26 protein-coding genes are annotated in these 25,288 nt (G+C 68.3%); 15 read left to right on the top strand and 11 right to left on the bottom strand.

The annotated features are described in order from the left end of the window. The first annotated feature begins 57 nt into the window (after nucleotides 1-57). The 4 genes from A5650_RS21550 (at nucleotide 58) to A5650_RS21535 (ending at nucleotide 3,269) form a co-directional block, all read left to right on the top strand. Entirely contained in the window at nucleotides 58-624 is a 567-nt protein-coding gene (locus A5650_RS21550) for a lipid droplet-associated protein (protein ID WP_067296469.1), read from the top strand. Between the two features lie 22 nt (nucleotides 625-646). Beyond that, nucleotides 647-1,879, top strand: coding sequence for an exodeoxyribonuclease VII large subunit (gene xseA / locus A5650_RS21545; protein ID WP_067296466.1), 1,233 nt, complete (start codon nucleotides 647-649; stop codon nucleotides 1,877-1,879). Nucleotide 1,880: 1 nt separating this feature from the next. Further along, nucleotides 1,881-2,093, top strand: a complete 213-nt coding sequence (locus tag A5650_RS21540) for an exodeoxyribonuclease VII small subunit (RefSeq protein WP_067296464.1) — start codon at nucleotides 1,881-1,883, stop codon at nucleotides 2,091-2,093. Between the two features lie 63 nt (nucleotides 2,094-2,156). Then, on the top strand, nucleotides 2,157-3,269 hold the full coding sequence (locus tag A5650_RS21535; RefSeq protein ID WP_067296462.1) for a 3-beta-hydroxysteroid dehydrogenase: 1,113 nt from the start codon (nucleotides 2,157-2,159) through the stop codon (nucleotides 3,267-3,269). 9 nt (nucleotides 3,270-3,278) lie between these two features. Here A5650_RS21535 and A5650_RS21530 read toward each other — a convergent pair whose 3' ends face one another. After that, nucleotides 3,279-3,557 (bottom strand): DUF1876 domain-containing protein, encoded by a 279-nt coding sequence (locus tag A5650_RS21530; RefSeq protein ID WP_067296456.1) that lies wholly within the window; start codon nucleotides 3,555-3,557, stop codon nucleotides 3,279-3,281. A gap of 94 nt (nucleotides 3,558-3,651) precedes the next feature. On the opposite strand from A5650_RS21530, the gene A5650_RS21525 reads away from it, so the two are divergent. Beyond that, on the top strand, nucleotides 3,652-4,368 hold the full coding sequence (locus A5650_RS21525) for an alpha/beta fold hydrolase (RefSeq protein ID WP_067296713.1): 717 nt from the start codon (nucleotides 3,652-3,654) through the stop codon (nucleotides 4,366-4,368). Here the strand turns inward: A5650_RS21525 and A5650_RS21520 are convergent. Continuing rightward, nucleotides 4,365-4,889: a 2'-5' RNA ligase family protein gene (locus A5650_RS21520; protein WP_067296454.1), complete on the bottom strand. Its 525-nt coding sequence runs from the start codon at nucleotides 4,887-4,889 to the stop codon at nucleotides 4,365-4,367. The genes A5650_RS21525 and A5650_RS21520 overlap by 4 nt on opposite strands. 148 nt (nucleotides 4,890-5,037) lie before the next feature. After that, on the bottom strand, nucleotides 5,038-5,487 hold the full coding sequence (locus tag A5650_RS21515) for an SRPBCC family protein (protein WP_197501949.1): 450 nt from the start codon (nucleotides 5,485-5,487) through the stop codon (nucleotides 5,038-5,040). A gap of 76 nt (nucleotides 5,488-5,563) precedes the next feature. On the opposite strand from A5650_RS21515, the gene A5650_RS21510 reads away from it, so the two are divergent. Genes A5650_RS21510 through A5650_RS21500 form a run of 3 tightly spaced genes read left to right on the top strand, consistent with a single transcriptional unit; the run spans nucleotide 5,564 to nucleotide 8,363 of the window. After that, nucleotides 5,564-6,340, top strand: a complete 777-nt coding sequence (locus A5650_RS21510) for an SDR family NAD(P)-dependent oxidoreductase (protein ID WP_067296450.1) — start codon at nucleotides 5,564-5,566, stop codon at nucleotides 6,338-6,340. Then, nucleotides 6,337-7,164, top strand: a complete 828-nt coding sequence (locus tag A5650_RS21505; RefSeq protein ID WP_067296446.1) for an SDR family oxidoreductase — start codon at nucleotides 6,337-6,339, stop codon at nucleotides 7,162-7,164. The genes A5650_RS21510 and A5650_RS21505 overlap by 4 nt, the downstream gene beginning before the upstream one ends. An 11-nt stretch (nucleotides 7,165-7,175) precedes the next feature. Further along, the gene (locus A5650_RS21500; protein WP_067296442.1) at nucleotides 7,176-8,363 is read left to right on the top strand and encodes an AI-2E family transporter; all 1,188 of its coding nucleotides are present in this window, start codon (nucleotides 7,176-7,178) and stop codon (nucleotides 8,361-8,363) included. On the opposite strand, the gene A5650_RS21495 is transcribed toward A5650_RS21500, so the two are convergent. Continuing rightward, nucleotides 8,344-9,153, bottom strand: coding sequence for a dienelactone hydrolase family protein (locus A5650_RS21495; RefSeq protein ID WP_067296438.1), 810 nt, complete (start codon nucleotides 9,151-9,153; stop codon nucleotides 8,344-8,346). The two genes, A5650_RS21500 and A5650_RS21495, sit on opposite strands and share 20 nt — an antisense overlap. Nucleotides 9,154-9,167: 14 nt before the next feature. After that, entirely contained in the window at nucleotides 9,168-9,839 is a 672-nt protein-coding gene (locus A5650_RS21490) for a DUF4245 domain-containing protein (RefSeq protein ID WP_067296436.1), read from the bottom strand. 54 nt (nucleotides 9,840-9,893) lie between these two features. Between A5650_RS21490 and glpX the strand changes: the two genes are divergently transcribed. The 6 genes from glpX to A5650_RS26545 all read left to right on the top strand — a co-directional run bounded on the left by glpX (nucleotide 9,894) and on the right by A5650_RS26545 (nucleotide 18,334). Then, complete coding sequence (glpX, locus tag A5650_RS21485; RefSeq protein WP_067089111.1) at nucleotides 9,894-10,922, top strand: class II fructose-bisphosphatase; 1,029 nt, start codon at nucleotides 9,894-9,896, stop codon at nucleotides 10,920-10,922. A gap of 23 nt (nucleotides 10,923-10,945) precedes the next feature. After that, on the top strand, nucleotides 10,946-12,370 hold the full coding sequence (locus A5650_RS21480; RefSeq protein WP_067296435.1) for a class II fumarate hydratase: 1,425 nt from the start codon (nucleotides 10,946-10,948) through the stop codon (nucleotides 12,368-12,370). A 34-nt stretch (nucleotides 12,371-12,404) separates the two neighbouring features. Continuing rightward, a complete protein-coding gene (locus A5650_RS27425) occupies nucleotides 12,405-12,965 on the top strand; it encodes an ATP-binding protein (protein WP_231992710.1) in 561 nt (186 codons plus the stop codon). Then, entirely contained in the window at nucleotides 12,962-15,139 is a 2,178-nt protein-coding gene (locus A5650_RS21475) for a helix-turn-helix transcriptional regulator (RefSeq protein WP_231992708.1), read from the top strand. The genes A5650_RS27425 and A5650_RS21475 overlap by 4 nt, the downstream gene beginning before the upstream one ends. A gap of 40 nt (nucleotides 15,140-15,179) precedes the next feature. Beyond that, nucleotides 15,180-17,972, top strand: a complete 2,793-nt coding sequence (locus A5650_RS21470; protein WP_067296434.1) for a helix-turn-helix transcriptional regulator — start codon at nucleotides 15,180-15,182, stop codon at nucleotides 17,970-17,972. Nucleotides 17,973-18,055: 83 nt separating this feature from the next. After that, entirely contained in the window at nucleotides 18,056-18,334 is a 279-nt protein-coding gene (locus tag A5650_RS26545; RefSeq protein WP_353615194.1) for a hypothetical protein, read from the top strand. Here A5650_RS26545 and phoH2 read toward each other — a convergent pair. The 4 genes from phoH2 to A5650_RS21450 all read right to left on the bottom strand — a co-directional run bounded on the left by phoH2 (nucleotide 18,272) and on the right by A5650_RS21450 (nucleotide 23,406). Continuing rightward, entirely contained in the window at nucleotides 18,272-19,585 is a 1,314-nt protein-coding gene (gene phoH2, locus A5650_RS21465) for an RNA 5'-3' helicase PhoH2 (protein WP_067296423.1), read from the bottom strand. The genes A5650_RS26545 and phoH2 overlap by 63 nt on opposite strands. A gap of 219 nt (nucleotides 19,586-19,804) precedes the next feature. Continuing rightward, complete coding sequence (locus tag A5650_RS21460) at nucleotides 19,805-20,632, bottom strand: acyl-ACP desaturase (protein ID WP_067296420.1); 828 nt, start codon at nucleotides 20,630-20,632, stop codon at nucleotides 19,805-19,807. A 60-nt stretch (nucleotides 20,633-20,692) separates the two neighbouring features. After that, the gene (locus tag A5650_RS21455; protein ID WP_067296417.1) at nucleotides 20,693-22,171 is read right to left on the bottom strand and encodes a glycine hydroxymethyltransferase; all 1,479 of its coding nucleotides are present in this window, start codon (nucleotides 22,169-22,171) and stop codon (nucleotides 20,693-20,695) included. A gap of 23 nt (nucleotides 22,172-22,194) precedes the next feature. Further along, nucleotides 22,195-23,406 carry a DUF885 domain-containing protein gene (locus A5650_RS21450; protein ID WP_067296709.1) on the bottom strand — a complete coding sequence of 404 codons (1,212 nt, stop codon included), beginning with the start codon at nucleotides 23,404-23,406 and terminating at the stop codon, nucleotides 22,195-22,197. Between the two features lie 30 nt (nucleotides 23,407-23,436). Between A5650_RS21450 and coaA the strand changes: the two genes are divergently transcribed. After that, nucleotides 23,437-24,390: a type I pantothenate kinase gene (coaA, locus tag A5650_RS21445; protein WP_067089131.1), complete on the top strand. Its 954-nt coding sequence runs from the start codon at nucleotides 23,437-23,439 to the stop codon at nucleotides 24,388-24,390. Between the two features lie 3 nt (nucleotides 24,391-24,393). Here the strand turns inward: coaA and A5650_RS21440 are convergent, their stop codons facing one another. Next, complete coding sequence (locus A5650_RS21440; RefSeq protein ID WP_082950880.1) at nucleotides 24,394-24,804, bottom strand: hypothetical protein; 411 nt, start codon at nucleotides 24,802-24,804, stop codon at nucleotides 24,394-24,396. Nucleotides 24,805-24,894: 90 nt separating this feature from the next. After that, a complete protein-coding gene (locus tag A5650_RS27195) occupies nucleotides 24,895-25,254 on the bottom strand; it encodes a hypothetical protein (protein ID WP_082950889.1) in 360 nt (119 codons plus the stop codon). Nucleotides 25,255-25,288 lie beyond the last annotated feature (34 nt).

Below are 25,288 nucleotides of genomic sequence, written 5' to 3'. Positions count from 1 at the left end.
ACAGTGCCGTTCCAAGGCCGTTCGTCCCAGCCGAGAAGTCGCCCGTAGGCTGTGGCCATGGCAACCGCACCGTATGGGGTCCGTCTGCTGATTGGCGCGGCGGTAACCGCCATCGAGGAAACCCGCAAGCTGCCCCAGACCATCCTGATGTACCCGATGACCGTCGTCAGTTCGCTCGCGCACCTGGTGATGAAGGTCCAGCAGGACGTCGCCGACCTGGTCAACAAGGGTGACGAGACGCTCGAGTCGATCTTCCCGCCCAAGGACGAGCAGCCCGAGTGGGCCACCTTCGACGAGGACCTCCAGGACTCCGGCACCGACAGCGCAGCCAACGGCGACGGCGAGCGGATGACCGAGGGCAGGTTCGCGCTGTTCAGCAACGCTGACCCGCAGGCGGCCGCCGAGCGCAACGGCGAGGACGAGCCGCTGGCGATCGGCGAGGCCCCCGAGATCGTCAACGAGCTCGACTACGAGTCGCTGACGCTTGCCCAGTTGCGGGCGCGGCTGAACACGCTGCGCGTGGCCGACCTCGAGGCGCTGCTGGCCTACGAGGAGTCCACCAAGGGTCGCGCGCCGTTCCAGACGCTGCTCGCCAACAGGATCACCCGCGCGTCCGCGAAGTGACGACCCCAGCGGGGCTGGGACTATGACCGACGCCGAGCAGGGCCAGTCACCGGAGAATCCGTTTCCGGTCCGCTCCGTCTCGATGAAGATCAAGGACTGGATCGAGCGGCTGGGGACGGTCTGGATCGAGGGTCAGGTCGCCCAGCTGTCGACGCGCCCCAACTCCGGCACCGCCTACATCACGCTGCGCGATCCGTCGGTCGACATGTCGTTGTCGATCACCTGCCCGCGCGAACTGGTACTCAACGCGCCAGTGAAGCTCACCGAGGGCACCCGCGTGGTCATGCTGGGACGGCCGAATTTCTTCGTTGGCAGAGGGTCGTTCTCGTTGCGGGTCAACCAGATTCGCGCGGTCGGCGTCGGCGAGCTGCTGGCGCGCATCGAACGCCTGCGTCAGCTGCTGCACGCCGAGGGGCTCTTCGACCCGCGGCTCAAGCGGCCAATCCCGTTCTTGCCGCACACCATTGGACTCATCACCAGCCGCGGCAGTCATGCAGAACACGACGTGATCTCGGTGGCCACCAATCGCTGGCCCGCGGTGCGATTCGCGGTGCGCAACACCGCCGTGCAGGGCCCCAACGCGGTGCCCCAGGTCGTCGAGGCGCTGCGCGGTCTCGACGCCGACCCCGACGTCGACGTGATCGTCCTCGCCCGCGGCGGCGGCAGCGTCGAGGATCTGCTGCCCTTCTACGACGAGACGCTGTGCCGCGAGATCGCCAAATGCACCACACCGGTGGTCAGCGCGATCGGCCACGAACCCGACAATCCGCTGTGCGACCTGGTCGCTGACCTGCGCGCCGCCACGCCGACCGACGCGGCCAAGCGCATCGTTCCCGACGCCGCCGCCGAGCAGGCGTACATCACCGACCTGTGCCGGCGAGGTGGCAACGCGCTGCGCAACTGGGTCACCCGCGAACAGCGCGCCCTGGATCAGTTGCGCAGCAGACCCGTGCTCGCGCATCCGATGACCGCGGTCACCGCCCGCGCCGACGAGGTCGACCGGCTGCGCATCACCGCCCGCCGGGACGTCACCCGGCTGGTGGCCACCGAAACCGATCGCATCGAACATCTATCGGCGCGGCTGAGCACGCTGGGTCCGGCGGCGACGCTGGCCCGCGGCTACGCGGTGGTGCAGACAATGCCCGACGCCCAGGTGCTCCGCACCACCGCCGACGCCACGAAGGGTGTGCGGTTGCGCGTGCGAGTGGTCGACGGGGCGATCATGGCGATCAGCGAAGGACCGGAAGGGGCATAAAATGAAGCCCATTAGTGAATTGGGATATGAGGAAGCCCGCGAAGAACTGGTGGCGGTGGTCCAGCAGCTCGAACAGGGCGGCCTCGATCTCGATGCGTCGCTGAAGTTATGGGAGCGCGGCGAAGAACTGGCTAAACGTTGTGAGCAGCATTTAGCTGGAGCCCGAAAGCGCATCGAGGACGCGCTGGCGGCCAAACCCGCCGAGGAAAGTTGACATCGCAACCACAAATTGCTCCAGGGGTCGAAACTGTAACACGTTTCAGTTACCCTGCTCGGCATGGGTGACTCAACGCTGACCACCGAACTGGGCCGAGTGCTCGTCACGGGCGGGTCCGGATTCGTCGGCGCCAACTTGGTGACCGAACTGCTCAATCGCGGCCACGAGGTCCGCTCCTTCGACCGGGCCCCCTCGCCGCTGCCGGCGCACCCCGGACTCGAGGTCGTCGAAGGCGACATCTGCGACCCCGAACAAGTGGCGGCCGCGGTCGCCGGCATCGACACCGTGTTCCACACCGCCGCGATCATCGACCTCATGGGCGGTGCGTCGGTCACCGACGAGTACCGCAGACGAAGTTTCGCGATCAATGTCACCGGGACCGAGAACCTCGTGCACGCCGCCCGCGCCGCCGGTGCGAAACGGTTCGTCTACACGGCGTCCAACAGCGTCGTGATGGGCGGCAAGCGCATCTCCGGCGGCGACGAAACCCTGCCGTACACCGAGCGCTTCAACGACCTGTACACCGAGACCAAGGTGGCCGCGGAGAAGTTCGTGCTGGCCGCCAACGGGGTCGACGGACTGCTCACCTGCTCCATCCGCCCGAGCGGCATCTGGGGCCGGGGTGACCAAACGATGTTCCGCAAGGTGTTCGAGAGCGTGCTGGCCGGGCACGTCAAGGTTCTGGTCGGAAGCAAGAACGTCAAACTCGACAACTCCTACGTGCACAACCTGATTCACGGCTTCATCCTCGCCGCCCAGCATCTCGTCCCGGGCGGCAGCGCGCCGGGGCAGGCGTACTTCATCAACGACGGCGAACCGATCAACATGTTCGAGTTCTCCAGGCCCGTCGTCGAGGCGTGCGGCAGGCGCTACCCGAAGATCCGGGTCCCCGGCCGCCTGGTATGGCTGGCGATGACCGTCTGGCAGTGGCTGCACTTCCGGGTCGGGATTCCCAAGCCGATGATCGAACCCCTTGGCGTGGAACGCCTTTACCTCGACAACTACTTCTCGATCGCCAAGGCCGAACGCGACCTGGGCTACCGGCCGTTGTTCACCACCGAACAGGCGATGGCCGAATGCCTGCCGTACTACGTCGATCTCTTCGACCAGATGAAGAACGCGTCGAAGGAACCGGCGATGAGCGTTGCGGCGGCCGCACCGCCCGAGGGCTGAGCCGAACGGTCAGCGAGCCAGGTGGACCGGCTGATGCGTGCTCTGCTCGATCTGCGACGACGCGCGCTGTAGCAGTTCGGCACCGAGCGCGATCAGTCCCCTCGCCGCGGCGATCTCCTCGCCGACCAGCGGCTGCGCGGAGTCCCGGGGGTTGCGGTAGGCGTCGCCCTGGGCGGTCACCGTCTCGCCGTCGTCGCGGGTGGCCCGCACGGTCGCATGGGTGTGGGTGTCGTCCTCGTTGAACTCGATGTCGATGCGCCAGGCGTTGTCTTGGACTTTGTCGTACATACCAATCACCTTCCGGATACAGCGTGCTCCTCCGACCGGCGATTCGCACGCGTTTGAACCGCGCCGCACGGGGCGACCAGGCAAGGTGGTGGTGATGGTCGAGTCACGATTCACAACCAACGCCTGTGCGCGCCTGCACTACCTGGATTCCGGCGGGCCCGACCGCGGAGCGCCGGTGGTCTTCGTTCCCGGCTTCACCGACGTCGCCGACGACTACCCGGCGGTGCTGCCGTTGTTCGGCCGACGGACGGTGGTGGTCGACCTTCGGGGGCACGGCCGTAGCAGCGCACCCGAAAGCGGTTACGACTCAGCGGTTCTCGGTGGTGACGTCGCCGCAGTGGTCGATGCCGTGACCGACGGCCCGGTCCACCTGATGACGTTCTCCCGCGGCACTCCCTACGCGCTGACGTGGGCTCTGGCGAATCGTGGGCGGGTCCGCTCGATCTCGATCGGCGACTACGTGCCCGAGGAGATCACGCTCCCGCCGGAGGTCTCGACGTTCCTGCTGGACGGCAGGTGGCGAGGCACCCCGGTGCACGAGCGGGTGAACCGCGCCGCCGGGGAGGCGATCTTCCGCGCTGCCCGCAGACAGTCGTTCTGGGAACCGATGGCGCAGTGGCAACCTCCGCTGCTCGTGGTGCGCAGCCCGAACAGCCCGTTGATCTCCGACGCCGCCTGGGCGCGTTACCAGGCGTTGTTTCCGTCGGCCTCGCTGCATGTATTCGCCGACTCTCCGCACGACATTTTCCGCCCCGACCGCGAGCGCTATCCGGAGTTGGTGCGTGCCCACATCGACGCGGTCGACGGCTAGGGCAGTGTCACCAACGGCGTGACTTCGCCTGTACCGCTGTTGATCAGCGCCGCATTGTCCAAACGAGCGCGCAACGGCAGGACGTCCATCACGGTGCCCGCGAGGGTCGGCAGCTGATCGAGCGTCGCGCGAGGCGCCAGCGAGCAGTGCGGTACCCAGACTCCCGGCCGGTAATGCTTGTGCAGGTCGGCGCCGCTCGCCACGAGGGCCTCGGCGATCCGCTGCTGGCGGGCCACCAGCTCCGTGCTGACTCCCGCGACCAGCCACACCCGCCCCCGCCGAAACAGACCGATCCCGTCGAACGTCAGCTCGACGGGGTCACCCGGGTCCAGTGCGGCGAGTGCGTCGGCGACGGCGGCGTCGTCCCATTGGCGCAGCACCGCGTACGACAGGTGCGGCAGGTGCCTGCCGTGGGTGTGCGAGCGCAGGCTTGGCACGCCGATCTCCTCGAGCCGATCCCACAGCCCGTGTACGGCCCGTTCGGCGCGGCGGTCGAAGAGCAGGCAGAGGGCGAGGGCCACGTCACGGATATTGCCATCCTGGCTCGCGGGCCAGGCCCGTCACGCGGGGATCGGGATGCCATGGCACACGCCGATTTCTGCGAGAAGGTCGTGAAGCCGGGGCGCGGACGACCGTGCAGCAGAAGTCGGCGCACCAGGGCGCAGAGGGTCAACCCGTTTCGGCGGCCTTTTTGATCGCCGCCAGCGTCGCGGGGATGCCGGTGCGCGCCGCCTCACGACGTTCGGCGATCTGGGCGTCGGCCTGATCGCCATACCGCTCGCGAAAACCCGCGATGCCTTTGGGCCGCAGCTCCCAATGCTCGGTCAGCGTGGTGCCGCCGTCGGCGGGCTCGAAGGTGTAACCCCAGTAGACCCAGCCGTCGTTGACCTCCCAGGCGAACTCGCGCCCGGGATCGGCAGCGACCACCTGCGAGCGCGTCTCCCAGGTGCGCGATGGTGTTTCGTTGCGGCCGGTGAACCACGCGCCGACCCGCGGGCCGTCGCCCTCGTCCCACCAGCACGCCCGGCAGATCGGGCTCCATTCGCCCATTCGGGTCACGTCGGAAACCATCGCATACAGCTCGTCGGGATCCGCGGCCACGTGAATCGACTCGCTCATCCTCAGATCGCTCACCGGTCGAGTGTGTCAAAGCGCTAAGTTGAAACGCGTTCTACTCCGTCGAAAGGGCAACTGTATGAACAACGGGCCGTCCGCCAGGCAATCGGTGGTGATCGGCGCGGCGTCGGGCATCGGATGGGCGACGGCCCGGGCGCTGGCGGCGGAGGGAGACCGCGTCACCCTGGCCGATCGCAACATCGACGGCGTCCGCGAGCGCGCCGCCGAACTCGGGGACCCGCACACCGCCGCCCACGTCGAAGTCACCGACGAGGCGTCGGTGCAGGCCCTGTTCGACCAGACCGGACCGCTCGACGTCGTCGTCAACTGCGCCGGGTTCAGCACCGTCGGATTGATCACCGACCTCGCCGTCGAGGACTTCCGCGGGGTCGTCGACGTTTGTCTCAACGGCGCGTTCATCGTCGCCAAGTACGCCGGCCGCACGCTGCGCGAAGGCGGTGCCCTGGTGTCGATCAGCTCGCTCAACGGCCGCCAACCGGCCGCCGGGATGAGCGCCTACTGCGCCGCCAAGGCGGGGCTGTCGATGCTCACCCAGGTCGCCGCGCTGGAGTGGGGGCCGCGCGGCATCCGCGCGAACGCCGTGGCGCCGGGCTTCGTACACACGCCGCTGACCGCACCCGCCGCGGCCGTTCCCGGCGTCGTAGAGGAGTACGTCGAGAACACCGCACTCGGCCGCGCGGGCACGCCGGAGGACATCGCCGAAGCGGTGCTGTACCTGTGCTCGCCGAAGGCGTCCTGGCTGACCGGCGAGGTGCTGGACCTCAACGGCGGCGCCCACATGAAGCGCTACCCCGACGTTATGGGACACGTCATGAAACTGGCTGAGTCACAATGAGTTTCACTGGAAAGCAGGCCCTCGTCACGGGCGGTGGCTCGGGTATCGGCGCCGCCTTGTGCCGGGCACTCGTCGCCGCGGGCGCCGATGTCGTGTGCACCGACGTCGACGGCGACGCCGCCCAGCGCACGGTGGCCGGTTTCGGTACCAAGGCCCGGGCGGCTCGCCTCGACGTGACCGACGCTTCGGCGGTGCAGGCCGCCGTCGACGACGTCGTGAACCGTGCCGGGCGGCTCGATCTGATGTTCAACAACGCCGGAATCGTCTGGGGCGGCGACACCGAACTGCTGACGCTGGACCATTGGAACGCGATCATCGATGTCAACATCCGCGGGGTGGTGCACGGTGTGGCGGCCGCGTACCCGTTGATGGTGCGCCAGGGCCACGGCCACATCGTCAACACCGCGTCGATGGCCGGGCTGACCGCGGCCGGACAGGTCACCAGCTACGTGATGACCAAACACGCGGTCGTCGGGCTCAGCATGGCGCTGCGCTCGGAGGCCGCCGCGCGCGGCGTCGGGGTGCTCGCCGTGTGCCCCGCCGCGGTCGAGACGCCGATCCTGGACAAGGGCTCGGTCGGAGGTTTCGTCGGCCGCGACTACTTCCTGCAGGCCCAGGGCGGCAAGCCCTACGACGCCGACCGCCTCGCCAGCGACGTGCTGCGCGCGATCGAGAAGAACAAGCCGATTCTGGTCAAACCCCGCATCGCGCACGCGCAGTGGATGTTCGCGCGGCTCGCGCCCGCGCTGATGAACCGGGTCTCGATGCGGTTCATCGCCGACCAACGCGCCAAACAAGCGCAAGTGAGGTCCGGCACGCTGTAGACATAGCGGCAATGAGTACCGAGTTCTCGCTGCCTCAACGCCGCGCGCTGGCCGTCGCGACCGTCATCGCGATTGCGTTCGGCGCCTACTTCCTGCGCGGGTACTTCATCCTCATTGTGGTGGCCGCGGTGGCGGCGTACCTGTTCTCACCGCTGTACGCGCGGCTCAACAGGCGGATGGGCAGCGGGTTGTCGGTGACGCTGACCCTACTGGCGGCATTCGCGGCGGTGATCGTGCCGCTGAGCCTGTTCGTGACGCTGGCCGTCGTCCAGATCACGACCATGGTCGAGCGGGTGGCGGAGTGGGTCAGCCGGACCGACCTGTCCGCGCTCGGGGACCGCGCACTGCATCTCGTCAACGACCTGCTCCGCCGCGTGCCCTACATCGACACGACGGTCACCCCGGAATCGCTGCGCAGTTCGATGGCGCGGGTCGCCCAGGAGGCCGGCCAGTGGCTGCTCGGCCTGCTGCAGGGCGCGGCGGGCGGCCTGTTCGGCGGCATCACCGCGGCGATCCTGTTCGTGTACGTGTTCGTGTCGCTGCTGACGAACCGCGACCGGGTGGTGGCGATGATCCGCCAACTCAACCCGCTCGGCGAGGAGATCACAGACGTCTACATGGCGAAGATGGGCGCGATGGTGAAGGGCACCGTGATGGGCCAGTTCGTCATCGCGGTGTGTCAGGGCGTTGCGGGTGCCGCGTCGATCTACCTCGCGGGGTTCCATCAGGGCTTCTTCCTGTTCGCCGTGCTGTTGTCGGCGCTGTCGGTCATCCCGCTCGGCAGCGGCATCGTGACGATCCCGTTCGGTATTGGAATGATCCTGTTCGGCAACGTCTTCGGCGGCGTCTTCGTGGTCCTGTTCCACCTGATCGTGGTGACCAACATCGACAACTTCCTGCGCCCTATCCTGGTGCCGCGCGAGGCGCGTCTCGACGCCGCGCTCATGCTGCTCGCCGTGTTCGCCGGCATCAGCATGTTCGGCGCATGGGGCATCGTGATCGGCCCGGTGTTGATGATCGTCATCGTCACCACGATCAGCGTCTATCTCGAGGAGTACAAGGGCGTGCCGATGCGACGGCCCGACAGCGACGACGAAAAGCCCAAGCGCCGAAACCCGTTGTGGTGGTTGGGCCGCCGCATCAAGGAGGCCAGGGGTAAATCGAAGGCCGAGCCGAAACCTAAACCAGTCGCTCCTTGAGGAACGCGACGACGCGCTTGAGCGCCGCATCGGTCGGATGCCCCTCCCGCTGGCGCAGTTCCAGCGTCAGCACCGAATGCGCCGTCGGGCCGAATCCGTGCTCGTTACCTTTGCCCGAATCGATCTCGATCACCTCGAACGCGTCCCCGAGCCGTTCCTTGAGCGTCTGGAAGCGCTCGGACGGCACCAGCCGGTCACCGCTGAAGCGCAACCCCAGCGCGCACAAGCCCTCGTCGGCGGCGCGGCGCTCGATGACCCGCAGCTCCGCCTCGGACAGTCCGGGGTCGCGGCGCTGCTTCGGCGTCAGCGGCAACGGCAGCGAGGGTTGGCTCATCACCGGGGCGAGCACGCTGTCGTCGACTGCCGCGGCCAACGCGAAGCCACCGGTGAAGCACTGCCCGATGACGCCGACCCCTTTGCCGGGGGTCTGCTCGTTGAGATCGCGGGCCAGCGCCCGCAGGAAGTGCGCGACGGGACGGTCGGCCTTGGTGGCGAACGCGGCGAACTCCTTGGCCACGCACCCGCGCACCATCACCGGCACCATGCCCGGCCGCATCGGCGGTGCGCCCGGGGTGCCGAACAGCGAGGGGATGGCGACGGTGAACCCCGCGTCGACGAGGTGGTTGCCGAGGGCCAGCACCCCGGGATGGGCGCCGGGCATCTCGGGGATGAGCACGACGCCGGGCCCTTCACCCTTGCGGTAGACGTCGTGGGTGTAGCCGGCGGCGGTGAAGGGCGCGGCGGCCCAACCGGTGAGGTCGGCTTCCGGAGCGGCATCGGCGGCGGTCATGGTCTCCCCGTGATCTAGGGCAGGGGCGCCGCGGACTGCGTCGCCGCAGCCAGCGTACGAAAGTCGCCGGCGTTCGCGGCGCCGGTCAGCGCGATCTGTGCGGGTCCCGTCGGTCCGGTCACCCGCGCGGTCCACACCGGTTCGGCGGGCTTGCCGTCGCTGTCGCTGCCCTCATAGACCACCCACTTGACCCCGTCGACATCCTGCACCCCGGTGGGCACGACATCGGAGTCCAGCGATCCGACCAGCTTCTCCTCGTCGGCGTTGCTCTGGGTCAGGCTCACGTAGAGCCCGCTCGGCGCGAGATACCCGACGGTGGAGCTAACGGCGCGCAGCGGCTGGCCCGTCGCGGGATCGGTGCGGCCGGCCTCTATTCCGCCGCGGCTACCCGAATTCGACTGCCAACCGTCCGGCAGCGCCGGAATCCGGATCGGGATCTTCAGCGCGGCGGCGTCAGCGCGCAGAGCCGCGGGGGCGTCGTACGACGGGACCGGCCCCTGGCTGGGACCGCCGGCCTGAAACGAGCACATCCCGAGCATTCCCGCCAGCACGATGCAGGCCACCACCAGCGGCGCCATCGACCAGAACATGTCCCGGCCGTCATGCAGCAGCCGCGACTTCGCGGCCCGGGCCGGTCGGCCGGCCTCATTCGGCCGGCGTGGCGCAGGAGCCGGTTGCGTGGTCACGCTGCCAGTATCCCAGCTCCCGAACGCGGACCCGCTAATGGGACAATCTGGGCCATGAGTCCGACCCGTGGTGAAGCCCCAGACCGAAATCTCGCGCTCGAGCTCGTCCGAGTGACCGAGGCAGGCGCCATGGCCGCGGGCCGCTGGGTCGGTCGCGGCGACAAGGAGGGCGGCGACGGTGCGGCCGTCGACGCCATGCGTGAGCTGGTGAATTCGGTGTCGATGCGCGGCGTCGTGGTGATCGGCGAGGGCGAGAAGGACAACGCGCCGATGCTCTACAACGGCGAGGAGGTCGGCAACGGCGACGGACCGGAGTGCGATTTCGCCGTCGACCCGATCGACGGCACCACGCTGATGAGCAAAGGCCTGTCCAATGCCATCTCGGTGCTCGCGGTCTCCGAGCGCGGGACCATGTTCGACCCCTCCGCGGTGTTCTACATGAGCAAGATCGCCGTCGGACCGGAGGCGGTCGACGCGATCGACATCACCGCCCCGATCGGGGAGAACATCCGCCGGGTGGCCAAGGCCAAGAACGTGTCGGTCTCCGATCTGACGGTCTGCATCCTGGACCGGCCCCGCCACCAGCAGCTGATCGCCGACGTGCGGGAGGCGGGTGCGCGGTGCCGGTTGATCACTGACGGCGACGTCGCGGGCGCGATCTCGGCGTGCCGGCCGAACACCAGCACAGACATGCTGGCCGGGATCGGCGGGACGCCCGAGGGCATCATCGCCGCGGCCGCGATCCGCTGCATGGGCGGCGCCATCCAGGGCCAGTTGGCGCCCAAGGACGACGAGGAACGCCAGAAGGCGCTCGACCGCGGCTACGACCTCGACCGCGTGCTGACGACCGAGGATCTGGTCTCCGGCGACAACGTCTTCTTCTGCGCGACCGGCGTCACCGACGGTGACCTGCTCAAGGGAGTGCACTTCTACAGCGGCGGTTGCACCACGCAGTCGATCGTCATGCGGTCCAAGTCGGGCACCGTGCGAATGATCGAGGCGTACCACCGCCTGTCCAAGCTCAGCGAGTACTCCGCGATCGACTTCACCGGCGACAGCAACGCCGTCTACCCCTTGCCGTAAATCACTGACAAGTAAGGACATTCATGAGCGTCGAGTCAGACAGCGCAACCGAGACCGAGTACCGCATCGAGCACGACACCATGGGCGAGGTCCGGGTGCCGGTCAACGCGCTGTGGCGCGCGCAGACTCAGCGCGCGGTCGAGAACTTCCCGATCTCCGGGCGCGGGCTCGAGCGCACCCAGATCCGGGCCCTCGGCCTGCTGAAGGGCGCGTGCGCACAGGTCAACAAGGACCTCGGTCTGCTGGCACCGGAGAAGGCCGATGCGATCATCGCCGCGGCCGGTGAGATCGCCGACGGCCTTCACGACGACCAGTTTCCGATCGACGTGTTCCAGACCGGCTCGGGCACCAGCTCGAACATGAACACCAACGAGGTGATCGCCGGCATCGCGGCGCGCAACGGCGTGACCGTGCACCCCAACGACGACGTCAACATGTCGCAGTCGTCGAACGACACCTTCCCCACCGCGACGCACATCGCCGCGACGGAAGCCGCTGTGCGCCATCTGATTCCCGCACTCGAGGTGCTGCACGAATCCCTGACGTCCAAGGCGCGGCAGTGGCGCACCGTGGTGAAGTCCGGGCGCACACACCTGATGGACGCCGTTCCGGTGACGCTCGGCCAGGAGTTCAGCGGCTATGCCCGTCAGGTCGAGGCCGGTATCGAACGGGTCAAGGCGACGCTCCCCCGCCTCGGTGAACTCGCCATCGGCGGCACCGCGGTGGGCACCGGGCTCAACGCGCCCGACGACTTCGACGAACGCGTCGTCGCCGTGCTGCGCGACCAGACCGGTCTGGCCGAATTGCAGGTCGCCGCCAACCATTTCGAGGCTCAGGCGGCCCGCGACGGACTGGTCGAGGCGTCCGGCGCGCTGCGCACGATCGCCGTGTCGCTCACCAAGATCGCCAACGACATCCGGTGGATGGGCTCCGGGCCGCTGACCGGGCTCGGCGAGCTGCAGCTGCCGGATCTGCAGCCGGGCAGCTCGATCATGCCGGGCAAGGTGAATCCCGTCATCCCCGAGGCGATCACGCAGGTGGCGGCGCAGGTGATCGGCAACGACGCCGCCATCACGTGGGGCGGCGGCAACGGTGCGTTCGAGCTGAACGTCTACATCCCGATGATGGCCCGCAACATCCTCGAGTCGTTCAAGATCCTGACGAACTCCTCGAAGTTGTTCGCCGAGCGGTGCATCGACGGCCTGGTGGCCAACGAGGACCGGCTTCGCGAGCTGGCCGAGTCGTCACCCTCGATCGTCACACCGCTCAACTCCGCGATCGGCTACGAGGAGGCCGCCGCGGTGGCCAAGCAGGCGCTCAAGGAGAAGAAGACCATCCGTCAGACCGTCATCGATCGAGGCCTGATCGGCGACAAGCTGTCCGAGGAGGAACTGGACAAGCGCCTCGATGTGTTGGCGATGGCCAAGGTGAAAGACGACGAGCGCTAAGGATTTTCGCTCTCCCTCCCTGGCTGAACGCCCGGTGGAGGAGAGAGCGGTAGCGGACTTCCTCGACTCCGCATCGCAATCGCCCTCGGCCCTGCTGATCGAGGGCGAGGCCGGCATCGGCAAGACCACGCTGTGGCAGGCGGCGCTCGAACGCGCCGGCCGGCGCGGTTTCCGCGTGCTGTCGGCCCGCAACGCCGGCGCCCAGTCGGTGCTCGCCTACGCCACGTTGACCGCGCTGCTCGCCGACGTCGATACCGCCGAGTTCGGTGATCTGCCGGCCGCCCAGCGCGGCGCCGTCGAACGGATCCGGCGGGCCGACCGCGCCGACGGCGCAGCCACCGACCAACGCGCTGTCGCGGCGGCGTTCCTGTCGATCGTCGAGAAGCTGGCCGCTCGACAGCCGCTGGTGCTGGCCATCGACGACGTGCAGTGGGTCGATCCGTCCAGCTCGCATGTGTTGTCGTACACGGCCCGTCGGCTCACCGGGCCGGTCGGCGTGCTCGGCACTCTGGCACCGACGGCGAAACCGCCGACGACGCCTGGTTACAACTGCGGCGGCCCGATGCCACCCAACGAATCTCCCTGCAACCGTTGACGTCCCGCGCGCTTCAGGCCGTCGTCACCCAGCATCTCGAACGCCCGCTGTCGCGGGCGAAGATGACCCGCATCTGCCAGATCTCGGGCGGAATCCCCTTTTACGCAATCGAACTGGCCAAGGTGGCAGATGACAAGGCCGACGGTCCGCTACCGAATACCTTGGCCGCGGTGGTCGAGGCGCGGCTGAGCGGGCTGACCGCCGAGACCATGCGCGCGCTGCTGGCTGCCGCCTCCGCCGCCGAACCGACCGTCGACCTGGTGGCCGCCGCGATCGATGCCGAACATGAGCACGCGGTCGAACTGCTCGAGGCCGCCGAGCAGTACGGCGTCGTCCTCATCGACGGCAGCCGGATCCGCTTTTCGCACCCCCTGTTGGCAACCGGCGTGTACACCGGAGTCTCCGCCGACGAGCGCAGGCGTATGCACAACAAGCTTGCCGTAGTCGTCGACGAGCCCGAGTTGCAGGCGCGCCATCTCGCCCTCGCCGCGACCACCGACGGCTCCGCCGGCCATCGGGAGACGGTCGCCTCGCTCGAGCGAGCGGCCGCGACCGCCCATGCGCGCGGCGCCCCGGCCGCCGCGGCAGAGCTCATCGACCTCGCCATCTCGCTCGGCGGCGACACCCCCGAACGGCGGATGCGATTGGCGGCGTACTGCTTTGACGGCGGAGATCCGCCCAGGGCCCGCGCCCTGCTGGAGGGCGTCGTCGCCGGGCTTGCGCCTGGACCGCTGCGCGCGGAGGCGCGGCACATGCTGGCGGTGGTGCGATTCATCGACGACGGCTACACCGAAGCGGTGGAGCTGCTGGCGACCGCGCTCGACGAGGACGATCCGGACGGCCCGCCGAAGACGATCATGCTCACCACGCTGGCGTACGGGTTGTTCATGACCGGCGACCCGGTCGCCGGTCGACGCCGCGCCGAGGAGTCCGTGGGGTGCGCCGAAGAGCTCGGCATTCCCGGTCTGCTCAGCCTGGCTCTCGGGGTGCGGGCGACGATGGGGTTCTTTCTCGGTGGCGGGTTGGACGAGGAGAACATCCGCCGCGCGCTCGAACTCGAAGACACCGAGACCTTCACCCCGATCATGTTGCGGCCCAGCGTCGAACACGCGCTGATGCTGGCCTGCATCGGGGACCTCGACACCGCGTACGAGCGCATGAAGGAGATCTCGCGCCGCTGCACCGACAGGGGTGCCGAGGGCGAGGTGGTCTTTATCGAATTCTACGTCGCCTTGACCCGGATCTGGCGGGCCGACCTTGCCGAGGCCAAACGGCTGGCCCGCGAAATCACCGATCTGGCAAGGCAACTGGGCGGCGAGTTCCCGGCGATGCTGAACCTGGTATTGCAGGCCTGGCTGGCCGCATACGACGGCGCCGAGAATCGGGCCAGGCTGTCCGCGGCGGACGCGATCGATGCCTGCCGGCGCAGCGGCACCGCATGGCACGAGGATTGGACGCTGACGGCGCTGGGGTTCTTGGAGGTCTCGCTCGGAAACTACGGAGCGGCGATGGACTTCCTCGAACCGCTCGTGTCGCGCCTCTCGCCGGAGTGCACCGAGATCCAGGCCGCTGCGTTCGTACCGGACGCGGTCGAGGCGCTGGTGGAGCTGGGCCGCACGACCGCGGCCGAACCGCTGGTGGCTGCATTGGAACGCAACGGCCGTCGCCTCAATCGAGCGTGGATGCTGTCGGTCGGCGGCCGCTGCCGGGCGATGCTGCACGCCGCCGCGGGCGATCTCCACGAGGCTGTGGCCTGCGCGCGCCGGGCATTGGACGACCACGCCCGGCTGGCGATGCCGTTCGAACGCGCGCGGACCCAACTGCTGCTCGGGCAGTTGCAGGCCCGGCTTCGCGAGCCGGACGCCGCGGCGACCCTGAACGAAGCGCTGGCCACGTTCGACGGCCTGGGCACGCCGGTGTGGGCGGAACGCGCCAGGTCCGCACGCGATGGGCTCCGGTCCGCCGCATCGGCGCCGGCCGCCCTGACCGCGGCCGAACTGCGCATCGCCGAACTCGCGGCCGCCCGCCTGACAAACCGTGACGTGGCGGGTGAATTGTTTCTCAGCGCAAAGACCGTCGAGGCCACCCTCGCGCGGGTGTACCGCAAGCTCGGCATCCACTCCCGAGCCGAGCTGACCCGCACGATGGGTCAGCGGGGCCGCCAAGGGGTATAGACGGGTCGACCGGTTAAGGCTCAGCTGCAATTGTGAGTAGGTGCCAGGGGACACGGGACACACTGTGATCGGCCAGTCGACACATCAGCGCGCCATCGCGGCCTTCCTGGACTCCATGGCGCTCGGCCCCTCGGCGTTAGTGATCGACGGGGAAGCCGGTATCGGCAAGACGACACTGTGGCTGGCCGTCGTAGAGCAGGCTCAGCAGCGTGGCTTTCACGTGCTCTCGACTCGACCGGCGGCGGCCGAGTCGGTGCTCGCCTATACCGCGCTGGCCGATCTTCTCGAGGAAGCCGACCCGCGCACGTGGGCCGACCTGCCGACGCCGCAACTCCTCGCGGTGGACCAGGTGCTCCTGCGGGCCGACAACGATGCGGTGACCGACCAGCGCGCGGTGGCCGCCGCGTTCCTCGCGGTGGTGGAACGACTCAGCGAGGACCGTCCCGTGCTGCTGGCGATCGACGACCTGCAGTGGCTCGACCCCTCGAGCAGGCACGTCATCGCGTTCGCGGTACGACGGCTCACCGGTCGCATCGGGCTGCTGGCCAGCCTGCGCGCCGAGGTCGGCGACGGCGCCGGCGACGACTGGCTCGAGTTGTCCCGGCCCGACGCTGTGCGCCGAATCCGATTGAGCCCGTTGAACGTGCAGGATCTGCATCGCGCCGTCTCAGCACGGCTGCGGCGGCCCTTCTCGCGTCCGACCATCGGCCGGATCCATCAGGTTTCGGGCGGAAACCCGTTCTATGCCATCGAATTGGCGCGTTCACTCGATGAGCGGGCACCGGGAATGGACGCGTCGCTGCCTCGCACCCTGACCGACGTCGTGCGAACCCGGTTGGGCAGCCTCGACACGGACGTCCACGACGCGCTGTTGGCCGCATCGTGCCTCGCCGTCCCGACGGTCGAGCTGGTGTCGAATGCGACGACCGGCGACGAGGACCGGTTGGTCGAACTGCTCGAGATCGCCGAGAGCAAGGGCATCATCGCGATCGACGGCAACCGGATCCGGTTCTCCCATCCGCTGTTGGCCAGCGGCGTCTATTCTCAGGCGTCGCCCGGCCGCCGCCGCGCGATGCACCGCCGGCTCGCCGAGATCGTCGACGAACCCGAGCTGCGGGCACGGCATCTGGCGCTGGCCACCACCAAGGGCGACGATCTCACCCTTGCCGCGCTCGACACGGCCGCGGAATCGGCGCGGGTGCGTGGCGCGCCCGCCGCCGCCGCCGAACTGGTGGACCTGGCGATCGGCCTGGGCGGCGATACCGCGGAACGGCGGTTGCGTTCGGCGCTGCACCATTTCGACGCCGGCGATCAGGAGCGGGCGGCGGCGGTGCTGGAGGAGGCCATCGAAAGTCTGCCGACGGGCGCGCTGCGTGCGGAGGCGCTGAGCAGGCTGGCGGTCGTTCGACTGTACGGGGCCGGCTTCATCGAAAGTGCGCGGCTGTTGCGTGAGGCGCTCGATGAGGTACACGACAACCAGGCACTGCGCGTGCAGATCCTGATCACGTTGGCCTACACACTGTTTCACGCAAATCAACTGCAGCAGGGGCTGGAGACCGCGGCGGAGGCCGTCGCGCGCGCCGAGCGCCTGGACCACCCGCACCTGCTCAGCATGTCGCTCGGGATGCTGGTCATCCTGCGGTTCGCCGCCGGGCAGGGCTACGACGAGGAGGCGTTGCAGCGAGCGCTGCGATTGGAGGATTCCGAGACGTACGCACCGTTGGTGTTCCGGCCCACCATGCAGCACGCTCTGCTGCTGGAGTGGACCGGCAGGCTCGACGAAGCGCGCGGGGTCGTCGAGAAGATACGCGCGCGGTGCCTGGAGAAGGGCGAGGAGGGCGAGCACGTGTTCGTCTCCCAGCACGTCGTGACGAACGCGATCGCGCGCGGTGACTTCGTCACGGCCAACCTGGTCGCCGAGGATGCCCTCGACAAGGCCCGCCAACTGGGCGGCAACACCGCGATGTTCTTGACCCAGAGCCTGCGGGCACAGTTGACGGCGTTCGCCGGGCAGGAGGCCGCCGCCCGCCAGGCGATCGAGGATGCGCTCGAATGCGCAAGGGCCACCGGCACATTCCGCATGGCCGAGCGAGTCCGGGCCACCCTGGCGTTCCTCGAGGTGTCGCTCGGCAACTACGAGGCCGCGGCGGCCGCGCTCCAGCCCATGCTCTCGGAGTTCGACCCCGACCGAACACCCACCGAACTGCCCAATGCCGGCTATCTGCCGGATGCGATCGAGGCACTGATACACCTGGACCGCCGCGCCGACGCCGAGCGGCTGACCGCGGCGCTGGAGAAAAACGGTCGCCGGCTGAACCGGGAATGGATGCTCGCGGTGGGCGCGCGGTCACGCGCGATGCTGCTCGAAGCGCTCGGCGACCTCGACGGCGCCCGCGAGGCGGCGCAGCGGGCGATCGCGTCACATCGGGGGCTGCCGATGCCCTTCGAGCGCGGGCGAACGCTGTTGATCCTCGGCCAGATCGAACGCCGCCAGCGCAAGAAGGAATCGGCGTCGGCCCACCTTCAGGAGGCGTTGCAGCTCTTCGAACGCCTCAACATCCCCTTGTGGGCGGCGCGGGCTCGTGCCGAGCTCTCGCGCGCGAACGTCGGGCCGCAACGCACCGGCGAGCTGACGCCCTCCGAGCAGCGGGTTGCGGAGCTCGTCGCATCCGGGATGAAGAACCGCGACGTCGCGGCGGAGCTGTACATCAGCCCCAAGACCGTCGAGGCCAACCTCGCGCGCATCTACCGCAAGCTGGGTATCAAATCCCGAGCCGAGCTGGGTCGGCACATCGGGCGCCCGAGCGGGCCGCCTGCAGGGGACCAGCCGTAGGGAAACACCCTATTCCCTCCGTCCGGTCGCAGGACCTAGCGTCGAAATCGCTGTCCTGCCACCCGCCATCGACTGGAGAACCGGTGCGTCTCGACCAAGCTTCCGCGACCCTGACCGACCACGGCACCGCCCTGGTGACGACGGCCACCAGCCAGCCCGCCTTGGGCACCGGATTCGCGGTGCTGGGCCTAATTTCGCTGCTCGACCTGCCACGCGACCGCGCCGATCGGATGGTGGCGCTCGGCGGTGCTGCTGCCGCGGGGTGGTACCTGGTCCGCAGCAACCGTCGTCGCCAGCCGTCAGGGCAACGCGCCGGGGCTGATCTCCTCGAGCATCTCGGTGACCAACGCGGCGATCGGTGAGCGCTCGCTGCGCAGCAGCGTGATGTGGGCGAACAACGGGTGGCCCTTGAGCTTCTCGATCACTGCCGCCACGCCGTCATGTCTGCCGACGCGCAGGTTGTCGCGCTGGGCGACATCGTGGGTGAGCACGACGCGTGAGCCGGCGCCCAGCCGCGACAGCACGGTGAGCAGCACGTTGCGTTCCAGCGACTGGGCCTCGTCGACGATCACGAACGAGTCGTGCAGCGAACGGCCCCGGATGTGGGTCAGCGGCAACACCTCGAGCATTCCGCGCGAGAGCACCTCCTCGAGCACCGCCGGGCTGGCCAGTCCTTCCAGGGTGTCGAAGACCGCCTGCGCCCAGGGCCCCATCTTGTCGCTCTCGCTGCCGGGCAGATAGCCGAGATCCTGCCCGCCGACCGCATACAGCGGACGGAACACCACGACCTTGCGTTGGGTTCGACGCTCCAGCACCGCCTCCAACCCCGCGCACAGCGCCAGCGCCGACTTGCCGGTGCCCGCCTTGCCGCCGAGCGAGACGATGCCGACGGACTCGTCGAGCAGCAGGTCCAGCGCCACGCGTTGTTCGGCGGAACGCCCGCGCAACCCGAACGCCTCCCGGTCGCCGCGCACCAACTGCACCCGCTTCTCCGGCGTCACCCGGCCCAGCGCGTGCGACGTGCCGCCGAGCAGCCTAATTCCGGTGTGGCAGGGCAGGTTTCGAGCGGCCTCGAGATCGATCTCACCCTCGGCGAACAACGCGTCGATGTCGTCAGCCACGACCTCCACCTCGGTCATGCCCGTCCACCCCGACGTGATGACGTCCTGGGCGTGATACTCGTCGGCCGACAACCCGACGGCACCGGCCTTGACGCGCAACGGAATGTCCTTGCTGACCAGCGTGACATGCTTGCCCTCGGCGGCGAGATTGGCCGCGACGGTGAGGATCCGCGCGTCGTTGCTGTCGTTGCGGAAGCCGGCGGGAAGCACCGACGGGTCGCTGTGGTTCAGCTCGACGTGCAGCGAGCCGCCTTGTGTCCCAACGAGAATCGGCTGATCGAGCCGACCGTGTTCGAGCCGTAGATCGTCGAACAGCCGCAGGGCCTGACGCGCGAACCAGCCGAGCTCAGGATGGTGCCGCTTGGCTTCGAGTTCGCTGATCACCACCAGCGGAACCACGACCTCGTGCTCGGCAAAGCGCGTGCAGGCCCAGGGATCTGACAACAGCACGGAGGTGTCGAGCACGTAGGTCCGGAGAGGCGAATCGATCACGTAGCGCTCCTGCTATCCGCGGGTCCCCCGCGAACCGTCGGCGGACACTGCGGCACCAGGGCCGGGGCCGGCCCTCTCGTGATCGCAACGATCGGGTACCGCCCGGACAGCAAAGCACGTCGCTAGCCATCGCAAATGACGCTACTCCCGTTGCGGCACATGCGCCGTGCAGGCGCGCCGTAGTGTCGCGGCTGCTCGCCTGCGGCGATGAGCGCCCGGTTACGCGGAGGTGAACTCGCGCAGTTTCGGCTCGTCGGCCAGACCCCACGCGGCGATCCGGTCGGCGGTTACCTGGCGCACCTGCTCCGAGCCGAAGATCCCGGCCTCGTCGACATGCCGCACCTTGTCCGCGTAGACGTCGATGTCGCCGCCGACGACGAAGAGTTCGCCCGCGCGCCGTGCGATGGCCTCGACGGTCTCGTCGCGGCTCGTCGACAGCAGGTGCGAGACGAGGTTGGCGAAGAACTCCTCGTGCCGCTCCTCGTCCTTGGCGATGCGCCCGATAAGGCCTCTGAGAACCGGCTCGGTGATCTTCGCCTCGAGGTTGCGGCAGAACACGGCGTGGGAGCGTTCGAAGAACGCCATGAACACCAGCCGCTCGATTTGGCTGTACGTGTCGGCGCGGTAGCCCTTCATCACGTGTTCGACGCGAACGTCCTCGTTCGCGGCCGGGTCGATCTCACGGGTGACGACGAGGTAGTTGCGCAGCGCGATCGCGTGCAGGTGCTCCTCGGCGGTCCACCGGCCGATCCAACGGCCCCACTTCTCCTCGAGGATGAAGCTGAAGACGAACTCGCGGTGGAAGCTGGCGAGGTTGTCCTTGGTGATGAGCAGGATCTCGAGCGCATCGGTGACGTCGTTGGGCAGGGTCACCTGCGACGGATCCCAGTCTTTACCGCCCAGGAAGGCGAAGTTCTCGCCCTGGTCGAAGGGGACGTAGTCGTGCGCGTACCAGACGTCCTCGGAGTCGACGTGACGACGCAGCTCCTGCTGCACGACCGGCTCGAGTTCGAGGATCAGCGCATTCGGTACAGGTTTCTGTGCCATGCAGTTACAGTAACCCAATTCTGTGGGAATCGTAAAATTCCCGCCAGCGTGCCGCGTGAGCTAGAGCGTCAGCCCCGGATACAGGGGGTTCGCGTCCAGCAGCTCGGCCGAGGCGGCGTGCACACGCTCGGCGGTGCCGTCGGCCAGCGTGTACTTCGCCTTCGACACTCCCCCTGCGGCAGCAGCAGAAGGTTGAGTGTTGGACAGCACGTCGACGATGAGCTCGGCCACACGGTCGAAGTCGTCCGCGCCGAATCCCCGGGTGGTCAGCGCGGGGGTGCCCAGCCGAATCCCGCTGGTGTACCAGGCGCCGTTCGGGTCCGCGGGCACCGAGTTGCGGTTGGTGACGATGCCTGCGTCGAGCAGCGCCGACTCGGCCTGACGGCCGGTCAGGCCGAACGAGGTCACGTCGAGCAGCACGATGTGGTTGTCGGTGCCGCCGGTGACCAGCCCGGCGTCGCGCTTGAGGAACCCGTCGGCCAGGGCCTGGGCGTTGTCGGCGACGCGCTGGGCGTACGCCTGGAAGGCGGGCTGGCGGGCCTCGGCGAGCGCGACGGCCTTGGCGGCCATGACGTGCGACAGCGGTCCCCCCAGCACCATGGGGCAGCCCTTGTCGACAGCGTCGGAGTACTCGGGCTGGGCGAGCACCATCCCGCCGCGCGGCCCGCGCAGCGACTTGTGGGTCGTCGTGGTGGTGACGTGGGCATGTGGCACCGGGTCCTCGTCGCCGGTGAACACCTTGCCCGCGACCAGCCCCGCGAAGTGCGCCATGTCGACCATCAGCGTCGCGCCGACCTCGTCGGCGATTTCGCGCATCGTGGCGAAGTTGACCCGCCGCGGGTAGGCCGAGTAGCCCGCCACGATGATCAGCGGCTTGAACTCGCGGGCGGCCTCGGCCACGGCTTTGTAGTCGAGGAACCCGGTGTTCGGGTCGGTGCCGTAGCTGCGCTGGTGGAACATCTTGCCGGAGATGTTGGGCCGGAAGCCGTGAGTGAGGTGACCGCCCGCGTCCAGCGACATCCCCAGCAGCCGCTGGTTGCCGAGCTGGTTACGCAGCTTCTCCCAGTCCGCCTCGGACAAGTCGTTGACGTGCTTGGCATTGAGGGCCGCGAGTCCAGGACCTTCTATGCGGGTGGCCAGGATCGCCCAGAAGGCGACCAGATTGGCGTCGATGCCGGAGTGCGGTTGCACGTAGGCGTACGGCACCCCGAACAGCTCGCGGGCATGCTCGGCGGCGATGCTCTCGACAGTGTCGACGTTCTGGCAGCCCGCGTAGAACCGGTGTCCGATCGTGCCCTCGGCGTACTTGTCGGAGAACCACGTGCCCATTGTCAGCAGCACCGCGGGCGAGGCGTAGTTCTCGCTGGCGATCAACTTGAGCGAATCCCGTTGATCGGCAAGCTCTTTGCGCGTCGCCGCCGCGATGCGCGGTTCGACCGACTCGATCACCTGCAACGCGGCCCGGTAGGCGGCGCTCGCGGTCTCGGCGTACTCCGCGCCGGGAGCGGCACCGTTGGAGGTCACGGGGTCTGCAGTCATGGGGTTCAGCCTAGTCGGGCGCCTCAGGCCGCCCGCAGGGCCGACGGGATCAACGGTTCGTCGAGCAGGGTGCCGAACCGCTGGGTCAGGCCGACGTCGGCGGGCCTGGCGTCCAGCCAGCCCCGCAGCAGGCGGTATCCCTCGACGTAGGTGCTGGTGTAGGCGCGCCACAGCGGCGACGAAAGGAAGCGCAGCATCTGGCGGGCGCGCTGGTCGTTCACCAGCAGCCACCGCTTGAGGAACGCGACGACGTCGTCGACGCCGCGGTGCTCGTCGTGCAGCATCAGCGCCGCGTCCTGGCGCACCTCGGCCAGCGTGGCCGTCGCCTCCGCAACCGCCTGGGCACGTTCACCGTCGAACCGCAGTCCCAGGTCGGCGTAGATCTCGCTCGCCCAGGCACCCCAGTCGGGGCCGACCGCCGCGTACAGCGCCAAGTCGGCAAGGCCCTCGGCCATCAGGCATTGCGGGGTGTTGACCAGGAAGATTGTCTGCTCGGCCTGTCCCCTGCCCTCGACCAGGCCGACCTCCTTGCGGCAGTGCTCGGTGTGGTGGCCCGGGTACGACTCATGAGCGACCAACCGCGGCAGGTTCGACATCTGCTGTTTGAGGTCGGCGTTGACGGCGACGGTCGACTTGTAGTCCCCGTGGTAGTAGTTGAACCCCGACCACGGCTTGTCGGTGACCACCTCGTACGTGATGGTCTCCGCGTCGGGCAGCGGGTACTCGGCGCGCACGCGGTCGCGAAGCGCGCTGGAGAACGCGTGAATGCATTCCTCCAGGCGCGCCGGCGGGATCTCCTCGGCCGCGCGGTAGGCCTGCATCCGGTCGGCAAGCGGACCGGACCCGTCCAGCACCTCGTCGAGCTGGCGGTGGGCCTGGCGATAGCGCTCCTGCTCACCCTTGCCGATGTGCACGTCGAAGTACGCCTCGACCTCGTCGACGAAGCGGACCTGGTCACCGGCGAACTTGCGGCCCGCGCACGCCAGTGCTCGCAGGTGCGCGCCGATGTAGTCCTTGCGCGGCTGCTCCAGCCCGTCGACCGAGGTCACCTCGCCGAGCAGCCGTTCGGACTGTCGGGCCAGTTCCGCGGGATCGGGCGGCGGTTCGGCGGCGACGGCGCGGCGCAGCGCCGGATCGCCGGTGAACGAGTCGACGTAACCCTCCTCCACCCGGTCGAAGCGCAGACCGAGCAGCAGATACTCGCGAACCAACAAATCTGAGGTGCTGGCGTCCATGTTCACAACCGTAAATGCAACACTGGGCGCATGGCGCGGCTGAGCGAACCCAGCCCATACGTGGAGTTCGACCGGAGTCAGTGGCGGAATCTCCGCATGTCGACCCCGCTCAAACTGACCGAGGACGAGCTGAAAAAGCTGCGCGGCATCGGCGAGAAGATCGATCTGCTCGAAGTCGAAGAGGTGTACCTGCCGCTGGCCCGGCTGATCCATCTGCAGGTCGCCGCGCGCCAGCGGTTGTTCGCGACCACCGCCGAGTTCCTGGGCGGTGACGGTAATGGCGAGTCGGCGCAGAACCCCGACCGGCCGGTGCCGTTCGTGATCGGCGTCGCGGGCAGCGTCGCGGTCGGCAAATCCACGACCGCCCGTGTGCTGCAGGCACTTCTGGCGCGCTGGGAACATCACCCGCGCGTCGACCTGGTGACCACCGACGGGTTCCTTTACCCCAACGCCGAGCTGGTGCGTCGGAATTTGATGGGTCGCAAGGGTTTTCCCGAGAGCTACGACCGCCGCGCGTTGATGCGGTTCGTCACGACGGTCAAGTCAGGTGCGGAATACGCATGTGCGCCGGTCTACTCGCATCTGCTCTACGACATCGTGCCCGGCGAGAAGCAGATCGTGCGGCATCCGGACATCCTGATCCTCGAGGGCCTCAACGTGCTGCAGACCGGACCGACGTTGATGGTGTCCGACCTGTTCGACTTCTCGGTCTACGTCGACGCCCGCATCGACGACATCGAGCAGTGGTACATCGATCGGTTCCTCGGCTTGCGCACGACGGCGTTCGCCGACCCGGCCTCGCACTTTCACCACTACGCCACGCTCACCGATGAGCAGGCCGTGTTCGCCGCCCGCGACATCTGGCATTCGATCAACCGCCCCAACCTGATCGAGAACATCCTGCCGACGCGGCCGCGGGCGACGCTGGTCCTGCGCAAGGACGCCGACCACTCGATCAACCGGTTGCGCCTGCGCAAGCTGTAGCCGTCACCGGTTGATGCGGCGGATGCCCTGGTATTGCAGTTCGGCCATCACCAACGTGTAGACGCCGGTCGCCAGGGTCAGCACGACTCCGGTGGTCGTCAGCGGGAAGACGTCGGCCAGGACGAACACGACGGTGGCGACGGTGTACGCCACGTTTCCGATCGCGATCACGATGCCGGTGGCTTTCACCGACGGCATGGCGGCGAATGCGAACACACCGATCGCGAACGCGATGAAGACCGCGCCCACCGCGTACTCGAATGCGATCGACGTTCCTGAGATCTCGGCCAGCCACCCCGCCAACACGACACCGGCCAGGCCCATGAGCCCGCTGGCGATCGCGTCAGCCCGCAATGCGAAACGCAGGAACGAGTCGTTGGACTCGCGCAGTCTTGGCGTGGAGATAGCGGTCATCGTATTTCCTTTCTGGTGGGGAGAAGGGACCGTTCCGGAGCCGACGCCGCAACCTCTGACGACGGCGGCTCCGGACCAGTCATATGGGGATCACGTCAGGCGACGGATCCCGAGGTACTGGGCCCATGCGAACGCGACGGTCGCGACGGTGAACGCGGCGATGCAAACGACGCCGAATTCGGTCAGCGGCAGCAGGCCGGCCACCAGTACCGCGCTCACGACGACCGCGAACGCGATGTTGCCCGCGAGCACGCCGACGCCGACGCGCCGGACATCGGGCACCCCGGCGGCCAAGAAGAGCGCGAGACCGTAGCCGACGAGCGCGGCGCCGGCGATCCACTCGCTGGTGGCCGACAGACCGCTCACTCGGGAGAGCGGGTCGGCGGCCATCACGATGATCAGCCCGAGGCCGCCGCACAGGGTCGCGTCGGCGCGCAACGCGAAACGCAGTAGGGAGTCGGCCCCGAGATCGCCGTCGTCGGCG

The organism is Mycobacterium sp. 1164985.4, assembly GCF_001668575.1.
Classification (GTDB): domain Bacteria; phylum Actinomycetota; class Actinomycetes; order Mycobacteriales; family Mycobacteriaceae; genus Mycobacterium.
This window is presented reverse-complemented; position numbering and strand designations above follow the sequence as displayed.